The 14,316-nt window shown below is 70.6% G+C and carries 10 protein-coding genes; all 10 read right to left on the minus strand.

Going from position 1 to position 14,316, the window contains the following annotated elements:
* Positions 1 to 69 precede the first annotated feature (69 nt).
* Positions 70 to 3,774 (minus strand): ThuA domain-containing protein, encoded by a 3,705-nt coding sequence (locus tag ACP4J0_RS05320; protein ID WP_426597419.1) that lies wholly within the window; start codon positions 3,772 to 3,774, stop codon positions 70 to 72.
* Between the two features lie 264 nt (positions 3,775 to 4,038).
* Positions 4,039 to 5,037, minus strand: a complete 999-nt coding sequence (locus ACP4J0_RS05325; protein WP_426597420.1) for a sugar phosphate isomerase/epimerase family protein — start codon at positions 5,035 to 5,037, stop codon at positions 4,039 to 4,041.
* A gap of 16 nt (positions 5,038 to 5,053) precedes the next feature.
* Positions 5,054 to 6,331: a Gfo/Idh/MocA family protein gene (locus tag ACP4J0_RS05330; protein ID WP_426597421.1), complete on the minus strand. Its 1,278-nt coding sequence runs from the start codon at positions 6,329 to 6,331 to the stop codon at positions 5,054 to 5,056.
* 86 nt (positions 6,332 to 6,417) lie between these two features.
* Complete coding sequence (locus ACP4J0_RS05335) at positions 6,418 to 7,464, minus strand: substrate-binding domain-containing protein (RefSeq protein WP_426597422.1); 1,047 nt, start codon at positions 7,462 to 7,464, stop codon at positions 6,418 to 6,420.
* 17 nt (positions 7,465 to 7,481) lie between these two features.
* On the minus strand, positions 7,482 to 8,501 hold the full coding sequence (locus tag ACP4J0_RS05340) for an ABC transporter permease (RefSeq protein WP_426597423.1): 1,020 nt from the start codon (positions 8,499 to 8,501) through the stop codon (positions 7,482 to 7,484).
* Positions 8,498 to 10,015 carry a sugar ABC transporter ATP-binding protein gene (locus ACP4J0_RS05345; protein WP_426597424.1) on the minus strand — a complete coding sequence of 506 codons (1,518 nt, stop codon included), beginning with the start codon at positions 10,013 to 10,015 and terminating at the stop codon, positions 8,498 to 8,500. The genes ACP4J0_RS05340 and ACP4J0_RS05345 overlap by 4 nt, the downstream gene beginning before the upstream one ends.
* A gap of 143 nt (positions 10,016 to 10,158) precedes the next feature.
* On the minus strand, positions 10,159 to 11,340 hold the full coding sequence (locus tag ACP4J0_RS05350) for an ROK family protein (RefSeq protein WP_426597425.1): 1,182 nt from the start codon (positions 11,338 to 11,340) through the stop codon (positions 10,159 to 10,161).
* 280 nt (positions 11,341 to 11,620) lie between these two features.
* On the minus strand, positions 11,621 to 12,568 hold the full coding sequence (locus tag ACP4J0_RS05355; protein ID WP_426517615.1) for a beta-ketoacyl-ACP synthase III: 948 nt from the start codon (positions 12,566 to 12,568) through the stop codon (positions 11,621 to 11,623).
* Positions 12,569 to 12,768: 200 nt separating this feature from the next.
* Positions 12,769 to 12,912 carry an MFS transporter small subunit gene (locus ACP4J0_RS05360; protein WP_398131410.1) on the minus strand — a complete coding sequence of 48 codons (144 nt, stop codon included), beginning with the start codon at positions 12,910 to 12,912 and terminating at the stop codon, positions 12,769 to 12,771.
* Positions 12,881 to 14,224, minus strand: a complete 1,344-nt coding sequence (locus ACP4J0_RS05365) for an OFA family MFS transporter (protein ID WP_426597426.1) — start codon at positions 14,222 to 14,224, stop codon at positions 12,881 to 12,883. The genes ACP4J0_RS05360 and ACP4J0_RS05365 overlap by 32 nt, the downstream gene beginning before the upstream one ends.
* Between the last annotated feature and the right edge of the window lie 92 nt (positions 14,225 to 14,316).

The raw sequence follows: 14,316 nt of genomic DNA on the forward strand, positions 1-14,316 counted from the left end.
CGGGTGCGGGGCCCGGCGGGACGGCGGGCGGAGGTCCGGCGTCCCCCGCCCGCCGCCGTTCAGGTAGCCCTAGGAGGGCAGTTCCTTCAGCTGGATGTTGCGGAAGGAGACCTGGTCGTCGGCGCCGTGGTTCTGGAGGCCGATGTGACCGTCGGTCAGGCTCCGCTCGGGGTCCTTGTTGGTGAAGTCGTTGATCTTGACTCCGTTGAGGAACACCTGGAGGCGTTCACCCTGGACCTTGATCTCGTAGGAGTTCCACTGGCCCGGCGGGCGCAGGACCTGGTCACGGGCCTTGATGTTCGCCGACTTGAACGAGTAGACGGAGCCCGTGGTGCGGTCGGGAGCGTCGGTGGCGTCGATCTGGATCTCGTAGCCCTTGTTCACCGCGGACCAGGGGTCGTCGGAGGCCGGGAAGCCCACGAAGATCCCGGAGTTGTCGTCACCCTGCATCTTCCAGTCGAGCTTGAGGGAGTACGACTTCAGCTCCTTGGCCTGGTACCAGAGCAGCCCCATGCCGCCCTCGGACTCCATGGTGCCGTCCTTGACGACGAACTTGCCGGGGCCGGCCTGCTTCCAGCCGTCCAGGGTCTCGCCGTTGAAGATGTCCCGGTAGCCCTTGCTCGGCTTGCAGTCCGCCTTGACCTGGCCGGTGGCGTACTGCATGCCGCCGAGCAGGTGGGCGCGGAAGGCCTCGTCCGCGTAGGACTCCTTGGTGTGACCGCCGCCGGTGTAGAAGGAGCGGCCGCCGCCGTAGTTCTGGCACCAGGCGATCGGGTGGTCGCCCTTCATGGTGCCGCCGTCGTAGGTGGTCTCGTCGAGGGTGGCGAGGATCTTGGCCTGGTCGCGCGGGTTGGTGCGGTAGTTGTACCACTCGTCGGTGCGCTCCCAGGTGTCGCCGAGGTGCGCGGTGGACGGGTGGTCGTGGTCGTGGACGCGCACGGTGGCCTTCTGGATGGCCGGGTGCGAGTCGAAGTGGGCGCCGACGAGACCGCCGTAGAACTCCCAGTCGTACTCGGTGTCGGCGGCGGCGTGGATGCCCATGTAGCCGCCGCCGTTCGCGACGTAGTTCTCGAACGCCTTCTGCTGGTCGGTGTTGAGGACGTCACCGGTGGTGGAGAGGAAGGCGACCGCGTCGTACTTGGCGAGGTTGGCCGTGGTGAACTGCCGGGCCTCCTCGGTCGCGGTGACCGAGATGCCGGCCGGGGTGCCGAGCTCCTTCAGCGCGGCGATGCCCTCCGGGATGGAGTCGTGGCGGAAGCCGGCCGTCTTGGAGAAGACCAGGACCTTCTTGCCCTTCTTGAAGGGCTCCTTGGAGAACTCGAAGTCGTCCACGTCGTACAGCGCGCCGTCGCCGCCCCTGAAGACCAGGTAGATCTCCGTGGTGCGCTTCGGCAGCGAGCGCAGCGGCACGTCGACGTTCTGGAACGTCTCCCAGCTGCCGGTCGGCGGGATGTACGCCGAACCGTGCAGCTTGCCGGTGGGCGAGCCGGTGCGCAGTTCGACGAAACCGCCGGAGCCGCCGGAGGAGGCCCGCACGGTCAGCTTCTTCTGCCCGTCGAACTTGTAGGGGCTGAAGGAGATCCAGTCGCCGTCGTGGATGTCGCCGACGGTCTTGCCGCCGTTGGCGCCGGTCTTGTCGATGACCGAGACGCCCTGCTGGGTGGTGAAGTGCTCGGCCTGGCGGTGCAGCGGCTGGATCACGGTGCGCGCGGTGCCCGTGAGAGCCTCCTGACCGTTCGACCCGCCGTCCGTGTAGCTGGCGCCGACGACGCCGTAGATGTTGGCGTTGGGGTCGTGGCCGCCGTCACCCGGCGGCGGGTTGAGGGTGCCCTCACAGCCCGTCTCGCTGGTCAGCTCGTGGGCGTGGGAGTCGTGGCCGAGGCTGTAGGCGACCTTGACCCTGGAGCAGTCGACGGTCTCGTCGGGGTCGGTGACGGTCACCTTGAAGGGAACGGGCTCGCCCATGGCGGCCAGGCTGCCGTTGCCCGGTACCTCGATCTTCACCTTGGGCTCGGTGTTGCCGACCACGATGCGGACGCTGGCGTTGCCGGTGTTGCCCTCGGGGTCCTTCGCGGTGAAGGTCGCGGTGTAGGTACCGATCTTCTTGTACTTGTGGGTGGGCGTGAGCCCCTCGCCCTTGGTGCCGTCGCCGAAGTCCCAGCTGTAGGTGAGGTCCGGGGAGTCGGCGTCCTTGGCGGATGCGGTGAACTTGACCTTCAGGCCGGCCGCGCCGGAGGTCTTGTTGGCGCTCACCTCGGCGATCGGGGAGAAGCCGTCCTCGGCGTTCTCGATCCGGTACAGCGCGGAGTTCTCGTCGCCCTGAAACCAGGAGACGCCGTAGTCGAGGACGTAGAGCGCGCCGTCGGGGCCGAATTCCATGTCCATGATCTGGGTGCCGGTCCACGGGAAGTCGTTGATCTTCGCGACCGTGCCGTCGGCGTTCTGCTCGATCCGCTTGATCCAGCGGCGGCCGAACTCACCCGCGAAGAAGTCGCCGTCGAACTCCTCGGGGAACTTGACGGAGGAGTCGAGCTCGGGGTCGTAGCGGTAGACCGGGCCGGCCATCGGGGACTCGGATCCGGTGCCGAACTCGGGGACGCTGCCGTCGTCGTACGGGATCCAGGCGGGCTGCGCGGGCGGCAGGTCGACCAGGCCCGTGTTGTGCGGCGAGGTGTTCTTCGGGGCGGCGCAGTCGAACTTCTCACCGGAGGTCTTGGTGGCGAAGTCGTAGTCGACGTACGCGTCGTTGTCACCGGTGCAGAACGGCCAGCCGAAGTTGGCGGGCTCGGTGACCTTCGCGAACTCGACCTGGCCCGCCGGGCCCCGGTTCGGGTCGGCGGAGCCGGCGTCGGGGCCGTAGTCGCCGACGTAGATGGTGCCGGTCTTGTCGTCGACGCTCATCCGGAACGGGTTGCGGAAGCCCATCGCGTAGATCTCGGGACGGGTCTTGTCGGTGCCCGGCGGGAAGAGGTTGCCCTCCGGGACGGTGTACGAGCCGTCCTCGGCGACCTTGATGCGCAGGATCTTGCCGCGCAGGTCGTTGGTGTTGCCGGAGCTGCGGCGGGCGTCGAAGGCCGGGTTGCGGTCGGCCCGCTCGTCGATCGGCGTGTAGCCGTCGGAGGCGAACGGGTTGGTGTCGTCGCCGGTGGACAGGTAGAGGTTGCCCTCGGCGTCGAAGTCGATGTCGCCGCCGACGTGGCAGCAGGTGCCGCGGGAGGCCGCGACGTCCAGGACCTTCTTCTCGCTGGCCATGTCCAGCGTGCCGTTGGGGTTGAGGACGAAGCGGGAGAGGCGGTTGACGCCGTCGAACTTCTTGAAGTCCTCGGCGGTGCCGGTCTCGGGGGCGTCGCCCGCGGGGGTGTCGAGCGGCGGGGCGTAGTAGAGGTAGATCGCCCGGTTGTTCTCGAAGTCCGGGTCGATGCCGACGCCCTGCAGGCCCTCCTCGTCGTGGCTGTAGACGTCGAGCTTGCCGGCGACCTTGGTGACGCCGCCCTGGTCGGTCAGGCGCAGCGTGCCGTCGCGAGCGGTGTGCAGGACGCTGCGGTCGGGGAGCACGGCGAGCGACATCGGCTCGCCCATCTCGGGCTCGCCCTTGGCGAGCGGTACCTGCTGGAACTGCCCCTCGGCGGCTGCCGGTTCGGCCTCTGCGGGGGCGGCGCCGGCGACGGTCGCCGGGGTGCCCACCGCCAGCATCAGGCCGGTGAACAGGGCGAGGGTGGTGCGAAGCCTGGGACGCCTCGTGGTTCTGGTGCTTTTGAGTCTGCTTCTGTGCACGAAATCCCTCCGGGAACGGGGTGGGCCGTACGGGTGGGTGCGAGAACGTGCGGTGCGGGACGCCGGGGTGCGCCGTCACCCCGGAGGTATGGGTGTCCTGAACACATCAGGGACGGTAACCGCGTTCTTCCGGGGCGAACACCCCTTGGATCAGAACCGGTTGAACTTTTCCCCAATACTGGACAAAGCAGGATTCGGGCAGGTCGAACCGGGGACCGGCGGATTTCCGGCCCCCGTCCCGACGTGCGGTTCCGGGTGCGCTCCTCAGCTGTTGAACGCGGCGTCGAAGGAGGCGCTGGGCGGCTCGAAGTCGAACGCCTTGAGGCGGGTGAGGGCTTCGGGGGCGCCCTGGAGGCGGTCCATGCCGGCGTCCTCCCACTCGACGGAGACCGGGCCCCGGTAGTCGATGGAGCGCAGCATGCGGAAGACGTCCTCCCAGGGGACGTCGCCGTGGCCGGCCGACACGAAGTCCCAGCCGCGGCGCGGGTCGCCCCAGGGCAGGTGGGAGCCGAGCCGCCCGTTGCGGCCGTCGAGGCGCTTGCGGGCCTCCTTGCAGTCGACGTGGTAGATCCGGTCCCGGAAGTCCCACAGGAAGCCGACCGGGTCGAGGTCCTGCCACACGAAGTGCGAGGGGTCGAAGTTGAGACCGAAGGCGGGCCGGTGGCCGACCGCCTCCAGGGCGCGCTGGGTGGTCCAGTAGTCGTAGGCGATCTCACTGGGATGGACCTCGTGCGCGAACCGCACGCCCTCGGCGTCGAAGACGTCGAGGATCGGGTTCCAGCGGTCGGCGAAGTCCTGGTAGCCCCGCTCGATCATCGACTCGGGGGCGGGCGGGAACATGGCGACCAGGTGCCAGATCGCCGACCCGGTGAAACCGATGACGGTGTCGACGCCGAGCCGGGCGGCGGCACGCGCGGTGTCCTTGATCTCGGCGGCGGCCCGCTGCCGGACGCCCTCCGCGTCGCCGTCGCCCCAGATGCGTGCGGGCAGGATGGCCTGGTGGCGTTCGTCGATGATGGCGTCGCAGACGGCCTGCCCGACCAGGTGGTTGGAGACCGCCCAGCACTTGAGGCCGTACTTGTCGAGCAGCTCGTGGCGGGAGTCCACGTAGGACGGATCCGCGAGGGCCTTGTCGACCTCGAAGTGGTCGCCCCAGCAGGCGAGTTCCAGGCCGTCGTAGCCGAAGTCGCGGGCCAGGCGGCAGACCTCCTCCAAGGGCAGGTCCGCCCACTGACCGGTGAAGAGAGTGAAGTTGCGCGGCATGTCGCTGCCAGCCTCCTCAGGGGGCGATCGGGGTGTAGACGGAGTTCTTCTCGGCGCTCTCCTCCACGGCCGCGAGCACGCGCTGCACCCGCAGCCCGTCGGCGAAGGAGGGTTCGGGACGGCGGCCCTCGGCCACGGCGTGGACGAGGTCGCGCACCTGGTGGACGAAGGTGTGCTCGTAGCCGAGTCCGTGGCCCGGCGGCCACCAGGCGTCGAGGTAGGGGTGCTCGGGCTCGGTGACGAGGATGCGGCGGAAACCGGCGTGCTCCCCCGGCTCCGTACCGTCGTGGTACTCCAGCTCGTTGAGCCGCTCCAGGTCGAAGGCGAGCGAACCGCGCTCGCCGTTGAGTTCGATGCGCAGGGCGTTCTTGCGGCCGGTGGCGTACCGGGTGGCCTCGAAGGAGACCAGGGCTCCGGAGGTGAGGCGGCCGGTGAAGACGGCGGCGTCGTCCACGGTGACCTGTCCGGTGGCACCGTCCGCCGATCCCGCCGACAGGCCCCGCGGGGCGCCTTCGGGCAGCGGGCGTTCCCGTACGAAGGTCTCGGTGAGGGCGGAGACGCCCGCGATGCTCTCCCCGGTCAGGTACTGCGCGAGGTCGACGATGTGGGCGCCCAGGTCGCCGAGGGCTCCCGAGCCGGCCAGCTCCTTGCGCAGCCGCCAGGTCAGCGGCGCCTTCGGGTCCACCAGCCAGTCCTGGAGGTACGTCACCCGCACGTGCCGCAGCCTGCCGATGCGGCCCTCGGCCACCATCCGCCGGGCCAGCGCGGTGGCCGGCACCCGGCGGTAGTTGAACCCGACCATCGCCAACTGGCCCCGGGCGTGGGCCTCGTCGGCGGCCCGGGTCATCGCCTCCGCCTCCGCGACCGTGTTGGCCAGCGGCTTCTCGCACAGGACGTGCTTGCCGGCGGCGAGCGCGGCCAGCGCGATCTCGGCGTGGCTGTCGCCCGGCGTGCAGATGTCGACGAGGTCGATGTCGTCCCGTTCCACCAGGGACCGCCAGTCGGTCTCGGTGCTCGCCCAGCCGTGCCGGTCGGCCGCCGTGCGGACGGCGTCGGCGTCCCGGCCGCAGATCGCGGCCAGTACCGGGTTCAGCGGCAGGTCGAAGACCCGGCCGGCGGTGCGCCAGCCCTGGGAGTGTGCGGCACCCATGAAGGCGTAGCCGACCATGCCGACACGCAGCGGCGGTCTGGTCGCCGACGCCCCCGTCGCCCTGGTCCCGGTCCCGCTGTCGGTGCCGGTGCCGGTGGCTGATGGCTCCGCCCCGGCCCCCTCGGGCTGCTGCGGCTGTCCCATGCGGATGTCCTCCTCGTCGTGGTGGCGCGGTGGGGGGGTGGGCCCCGCCCCGGCCGGCTGGTCAGGCCGGTCCCGGGCGGGCGCCCTCACTTGAAGCCGGTGGGCATGTACTGGTCCACGTTCTCCTTGTCGACGACGGCCGAGTAGCAGGTGACGGTCGAGGGGATCTCGAACTCGGCGAGGCCGCTGATTCCCTTGCCCTGGCCGAGGGCCCGGGCCAGGTCGATCGCGGAGGCGGCCATGGTCGGCGGGTAGAGCACGGTCGCCTTCAGGACACCGCTGTCCGCCTTGATGGCCTGGAAGGCGGAGAGCGCGCCCGCGCCGCCGACCATGAGGAAGTCGTCGCGGCCGGCCTGCTCGATGGCGCGCAGCGCGCCCACGCCCTGGTCGTCGTCGTGGTTCCACATCGCGTCGAAGTCCGACTGGGCCTGGAGCAGCTGGGCCATCTTGGCCTGGCCGGACTCGACCGTGAACTCGGCGGCCTGACGGGCCACCTTCTTGATGTTCGGGTAGTTCTTCAGGCCGTCGTCGAAGCCCTGGGTGCGCTGCTTGGTCAGTTCCAGGTTGTCCAGGCCGGCCAGCTCGATGACCTTGGCGTCCGGGGTGTCCTTGAGCTTCTCGCCGATGTAGTGGGCGGCGTTGAGGCCCATGCCGTAGTTGTCGCCGCCGACCCAGCAGCGGTACGCCTGGGGGCTGTTGAAGATGCGGTCGAGGTTCACGACCGGGATGCCGGCGCGCATGGCCTGCAGCCCGACCTGGGTGAGCGCCTTGCCGTCGGCGGGCAGCACCACCAGGACGTCGACCTTCTTGTTGATGAGGGTCTCGATCTGGCCGATCTGCTGGGCGGTGTCGTTGGAGCCCTCGGTGACCTCCAGGGTGACGTCCGAGTACTTCTCGGCGCGCTTCTGGGCGTTGTCGTTGACGGCGTTGAGCCAGCCGTGGTCGGCCTGCGGGCCGGCGTAGCCGATGGTGACGGCCTTGCCCGGCTTGTCGTCGGCGGCCGGCTGGTCGTTCGCGGACGCCTTGTCGTCGCCGTCGTCGGGGTCGTTGCTGGTGCACCCGGTGAGGACGGCACCGGCGGACACGGCGGCGGCTCCGAAGAGCAGTCCTCTGCGACTCGTGAGCTTCGTCATGACGGTGAACCCTTTCCTCAGTGCGTGCTTGCGGTACGGCGCTGGACCAGCACGGCGGCGACGATGATCGCGCCCTTGGCGATCTGCTGGACGTCGCTCTGCAGGTTGTTCAGGGCGAAGATGTTGGTGATCGTGGTGAAGATCAGGACGCCGAGCACGGAGCCGAGGATGTGGCCGCGCCCGCCGGTCAGGAGCGTTCCGCCGATGATCGCGGCGGCGATGGCGTCGAGTTCGTAGAGGTTGCCGTTGGTGTTCTGACCGGAGCCGGCCAGGACGATCAGCAGGAAGGCGGCGATGCCGCAGCACAGCCCGGACAGCAGGTAGAGGTAGAGCCGCTGGCGGCGGACGTCGATGCCGGCGAGCCGGGCGGCCTCCGCGTTGCCGCCGACGGCGACCGTGCGGCGTCCGAAGGTGGTCCGGTTGAGCACCAGCCAGCCGATGACGGTGACGGCCGCGAACACCAGCACCAGGGGCGGGATGCCGAGGACGTACGCGTCGCGCTCGCCGAGGTCCAGGACGCTGGGGACCGTGACGACCTGGGTCCGGCCGTCGGTGATCTGCAGCGCGAGGCCGCGCGCCGAGGCCAGCATGGCGAGGGTGGCGATGAACGGCACCATCTGGCCGAACGCGATGAGTACCCCGTTCACCAGTCCGCAGCCCACGCCGACCACGACCGCCGTGAAGAGGATGCCGGCGAACCCGTACTCCTGGGTGGCGACCGTGGTCGCCCACACCGAGGCCAGGGCGACGATCGCGCCGACGGACAGGTCGATGCCGCCGGAGACGATGACGAAGGTCATGCCGACGGTGACGACGCCGATCACGGACGCCTGGGTGAGCACCAGCTGGAGGTTGCGGGTGTCGAGGAACGCGTCGGGCTGGGTGATGCCGCCGATGAGGACCAGTACGGCGAGCACGCCGAGCAGGGTGAGGGTGCGGATGTCGGCGCGGCCCAACTGGACCCGCCAGGCGGGCGGACCGTCCACCGGTGCCGCCTTGCCGGTGCCGCCCCGTGGCGGGGACACGTGCTGCGTCATGACGCCGGGCTTCCTTCCATCACGAGGTCGAGTACGCGGTGTTCGTCGAGTTCGCGGGCGGGGGCCTCGTGCACGACACGGCCCTCGCGCAGCACCAGCACGCGGTCGGCGAGGCCCAGTACCTCGGGCACCTCGCTGGAGACCAGCAGCACGGCGAGGCCGTCGTCGGCGAGGCGGCGGATGACCGCGTAGAGCTCGGCGCGGGCGCCGACGTCGACGCCGCGGGTGGGTTCGTCGAGCAGCAGGACCTTGCAGCCCCGCAGCAGCCAGCGGGCCAGGACCGCCTTCTGCTGGTTGCCGCCGGACAGCGTGCGTACGGGCACGGAGGGGTTGTCGGGCCGCAGGGACAGCTCGCGGGTCGCCGCGCGGGCCGCGTCCAGTTCGGCGCCGCGGTCGAGCCAGCCGCCGCGTGAGAAGCGGGACATGGCGGAGACCGACACGTTGCGGGTGACGGACTCCAGCATCAGCAGGGCCTGCGCCTTGCGTTCCTCGGGGGCGAGCCCGAGACCGGCGCGCACCGCGGCGCGCACGCTGCCGGGACGCAGCGGACGGCCGTCGACGAGTACCTGACCCGTACTCGCCTTGCGCGCCCCGTAGACCGTCTCCAGGATCTCGGAGCGGCCGGAGCCGACGAGACCCGCGAGACCGACGATCTCCCCGGGGCGGACCTCAAGGTCGAGGGGGGCGAACTCACCCTCCCGGGACAGCCCCCGCACGCTCAGCACCGGCTCGGCGGGAGGCGGTGCGGTGGGCCGGTCCGGGAAGACGTACGCGACGTCGCGCCCGGTCATCAGCGCCACCACTTCACTGGTCGGCGTCGACTCGGCGGGCAGCCCGCCGGCGACGGCCCGGCCGTCCTTGAGGACGGTGACCCGGTCGCCGATGCGGCGGATCTCCTCCAGGCGGTGCGAGATGTAGACGACGGCGACGCCGTCGGCGGTGAGGTCGGCGACGATGCGGAAGAGGTTGTCGACCTCGTCCGGGTCGAGCGCGGCGGACGGCTCGTCCATCACGATCAGCCGTACGTCGTGCGAGAGCGCCCGCGCCATGGAGACGATCTGCTGCTGTGCCGCGGAGAGCTCGCCGACCAGCCGTCCGGGATCGACCTCCGGGTGGCCGAGGCGCTTGAGGAGCTCGGCCGTCGACGCCTTGGCCGCCCTTCCCCGTACGACGAAGCCGGCAGTGGTCGGCTCGTGACCGAGGTGGACGTTCTCGGCGACCGACAGGTGTTCCACCAGGTCGAGTTCCTGGTAGATGGTGGCGATGCCGAGCCGCATGGCCGCGATGGGCGAGCGCAGGGTGACGTCCTCGCCGCGCCAGCGGATGGTGCCGGTGTCGGGCTGGTGGGCACCGGCGAGCACCTTGATGAGGGTGGACTTCCCGGCGCCGTTCTGGCCGAGCAGGCAGTGCACCTCGCCGGCCTGGACGTCGAGGTCGACGCCGTCCAGGGCCCGGACTCCGGGGAACGACTTGGTGATGCCGGACATGCTGAGCAGCGGTGGTTCTGGTGCCATGTGAGGTCCCCTCGGCGGGCGTGCGGGCCGGTGTCAGGGCAGAGCAGAGCTGGGCAGGGCAGGGCTTGACTTGGCAGGACGGGGCAAGCAGGGCAGGACAGGGCGGAGCGCTGTGCTGGTGGAGCTCGGGTACCGAGTGGTGCCTACGCGGGTGAGAACAGGTGGTCGCTGATCAGCCGGGCCGCGCCGATGACTCCGGCGGTGGGGCCCAGCTCCCCCAGTACGATGGGCAGGTTGCCGGTCGCCAGCGGCAGCGACTGGCGGTAGACCTGGGTGCGGATCGCGGCGAGCAGGTTGTGGCCGAGGCCGGTCACCCCGCCGCCGATCACCACCAGGCCCGGGTTGAAGAAGCTGACCAGGCCTGCGATGACCTGGCCGGTGCTCCGGCCGCCCTCCCGGATCAGATCGAGTGCGGTGGCGTCGCCCGCGGCGGCCGCGGCGGCGACGTCGGCGGCGCTGAGGCCCCCGTTCGCCTCCAGACGGCTCGCGAGCTCGGCCGACAGGCCCTGCTGGGCGGCCTCCGTGGCGTCGCGGGCCAGTGCCGCGCCGCTGAAGTGGGCCTCCAGACAGCCCCGGTTGCCGCAGGCGCACGGGCGTCCGTCGGGCACGGCCTGGATGTGCCCGATGTCGCCCGCGCTGCCGGTCGTCCCCCGGTAGACGTCGCCGCCCACCACGATGCCGCAGCCGATGCCGGTACCGATCTTGACGACGAGGAAGTCGTGCACGGTGCGGGCGACGCCCGCGTGCTGCTCCCCCAGCGCCATCAGGTTCACGTCGTTGTCGACCATGACCGGGCAGCCGAGTTCCTGGCTGAGCGCCTCCCGCACGGGGAAGCCGTCCCAGCCCGGCATGATCGGCGGAGCCACCGGCACACCCTCGGGGAAGCGGACCGGCCCCGGGACGCCGATGCCGGCGCCGTCGAAACCGTCCGCGAGCCCCGACGCCCGCAACTTGGCGGACATGGACAGCACTTGCTCGAAGACCGCGACGGGTCCCTCGCGTACGTCCATGGGCTGGTTGATGTGCCCGAGGATCTCCAGCTCGGCGTTGGTGACGGCGACGTCGACCGAGGTCGCGCCGATGTCGACGCCGAGGAAGCGCAGCTCGGGGTTGAGGCGGATGTTGTGGCTGCGGCGCCCGCCGCGCGAGGCGGCGAGTCCGTCGGCCACGACCAGCTCCGTCTCCAGCAGCCGGTCCACCTCCACGGCGAGCTTCGACCGCGAGAGGTCGACCTGATCACCGAGCTGAGCGCGGGAGTTGGGCCCTCCGTCACGCAACAGCTGGAGCAGTCGCGCCTGGTGGGCGTTGGCGGGTCGTGCCGTCATGCGTCTCACGAGCCCCTCCCCGCCTCGATCGGCCTTGGGTGTGCCGGTTTCCGGCCACGTCCGTGGCTTGCTTTCGGAGGGAACGTAGCAGTGGGCGCCGGGCGTGGGAAGAAGTCACGCACGAATTGCTGCGAACTTTCTCCACTGAGTGGACAAAGAGGCGCCGAGTGCTCAGTGGCACGGAACGCGACGAGGCCGCCCGGCCAACGCGCCGGGCGGCCTGCGGAACGCCTCCGAAGGGCTCCGACCTCCGGATTCCTCTCGTGCGTGGTGCGGCGGTTCAGGGGCAGCGGACGACCTGTCCGGCGTAGGAGAGGTTCCCGCCGAAGCCGAAGAGCAGCACCGGGTCGCCGGTGGTGATCTCGCCCCGCTCCACCAGCTTGGAGAGCGCGAGGGGGATGCTCGCGGCCGAGGTGTTGCCGGACTCGACGACATCGCGGGCGACGACGGCGTTGACGGCGCCGATCTTCGCGGCGAGGGGTTCGATGATGCGCAGGTTCGCCTGGTGCAGCACGACCGCGGCCAGATCGGCCGGTTCCAGTCCCGACCGCTCGCAGGCCCGGCGTGCGATGGCGGGCAGCCGCGTGGTCGCCCAGCGGTAGACGCTCTGCCCCTCCTGCGCGAAGCGGGGCGGCGTGCCCTCGATGCGGACCGCGTTGCCCATCTCGGGCACCGACCCCCACAGCACGGGGCCGATCCCCGCCTCCTCACCCGGCGCGCAGGCCTCCACGACGGCGGCTCCCGCCCCGTCGCCGACGAGCACGCAGGTGGTGCGGTCGGTCCAGTCGGCGACCTCGGACATCTTGTCCGCGCCGATGACCAGTGCGCGGCTCGCCGAGCCGGCCCGCACGGCGTGGTCGACGGTGGCCAGGGCGTGCGGGAACCCCGCGCACACGACGTTGACGTCCAGCACGGCGGGTTCCGGCATGCCGAGGCGGGCCGCGACGCGGGCGGCGGTGTTCGGGGAGCGGTCGATCGCGGTGGAGGTGGCGACCACGACCAAGTCCACGTCGGCGGGGGTCAGTCCGGCCGCCGCGAGCGCCTTCGCCGCGGCGTGGCCGGCCAGCTCGTCGACCGGCTCGTCGGGGCCGGCGATACGGCGGGAGTGAATGCCCACGCGGCTCCTGATCCACTCGTCGCTGGTGTCGACCATGCCCGCCAGGTCCTCGTTGGTAAGGACCTTGGCGGGCTGGTAATGACCGACGGCGGTGATGCGGGAGCCGTGCATGGGTGGAGACCTCGCTGCCTCGGGTACGGGATCCACCAGTGTGATGAGTGACCGACGGGTACGACGGCAGGTGATGCGACAGGAAACGGCCGCACGCCTTGTCGGCTTCGGTCAGCATCCCCGGTGCCCTTGCCCGCGTCCCCGCCCCCGCCCGCGTCCTCCCCGCCCCGGCCCACACCCACTCGGTGAACGGCCGCCCCTCACCCGGTGAACAGCTGGGTCGCCTTCCGGACGAGTTCGTACAGCCCGTAGGCGAGCGGTGCGCCCACCCACAGCCAGGTGAAGGTGATCAGCGGCCGCCGGCCGGGAAGGTCAGGCGGACTCTGGCTGCTGTCGTCGGACATCGGTGGCCTCCTTCGGTGCCGGGGCGGCGGATACGTGGTGGCGGGCGTGGACCGGACGGACGAGTTCGTTGGCGACGAAACCGACGACCAGCAGCCCGATCATGATGACGAACGACGTCCCGTACAGGGACGCGCCGTGCCGGCCGGCCTCCTCCTGCCGGTCGGCGACCCAGTTCACGATCAGCGGCCCGAGGACACCGGCCGTCGACCAGGCGGTGAGCAGCCGCCCGTGGATCGCACCGACCTGGTAGGTGCCGAAGAGGTCCTTGAGGTAGGCGGGGGCCGTGGCGAAGCCGCCGCCGTAGAAGGAGAGGACGACGAGGGCGCACAGGACGAACAGCGGCTTGGAGGAGTCGCCGAACAGGGCGATCAGTGTGTACATCAGCGCGCCGACGCCGAGGTAGAGGCGGTAGATGTTCTTGCGTCCGATCAGGTCGGAGGTCGTGGACCAGCCGATCCGGCCCGCCATGTTGGCCGCCGACAGCAGGGCCACGAATCCCGCGGCGGCGGTCACCGACACCGGCGTGGAGGTGTCGGCGAAGAAGTCGGTGATCATCGGCGCGGCCTTCTCCAGGATGCCGATGCCGGCGGTGACGTTCATGCAGAGCACGACCCACAGCAGCCAGAACTGCGGGGTGCGCACGGCGCTGCGCGCCGAGACCTGGACGCCTTCGAGGGCGACCGGGCCGCCGTCCGCCCGTTGTCTCGGGCGCGGCACCCGGACCAGCAGCACGCCCAGCAGCATGAAGACGGCGTACGCGAGTCCGTGCACGAGGAAGGCGAGGGCGATCCCGGAGTTGTCGGTGCCGAAGGACTTCAGCATCTGCGCCGACCAGGGCGAGGCGATGAGCGCGCCGCCGCCGAAGCCCATGATGGCGATGCCGGTGGCCATGCCGGGCCGGTCCGGGAACCACTTGATCAGCGTGGAGACGGGTGAGATGTAGCCGATGCCGAGGCCGATCCCGCCGACGAAGCCGTAACCGAGGACGATCAGCCAGTACTGCTCCGCCGCCGCGCCGAGCGCGGAGAGCAGGAAGCCGGACGAGAAGCAGACCAGGGCGACGGTCATCGCCCAGCGCGGCCCGTGGCGTTCGACGAGGGTGCCGCCGAACGCGGCCGACAGCCCGAGCATGACGATGCCGAGCTGGAAGGGCAGCGCGCTCTGTGTGCCGCTGAGGCCGAGCGCGGACTCCAGGGGCGGTTTGAACACGGACCAGGCGTAGGCCTGGCCGATGGAGAGGTGGACCGAGAGGGCGGCGGGGGGAACGAGCCAGCGGCTCCAGCCCGGGGGCGCGACGGGGGGACTACTCATGGGTCCCCAACCGTAGGGAGCGGGGACGCGATTGAGAAGATGGTTGAGCACACAACCACCGAGCGTGCACAAAGCCTTGCCGAGGCAACCGC

It is taken from the genome of Streptomyces sp. WG7, from assembly GCF_049975785.1.
In the GTDB taxonomy this organism is placed as follows: domain Bacteria; phylum Actinomycetota; class Actinomycetes; order Streptomycetales; family Streptomycetaceae; genus Streptomyces.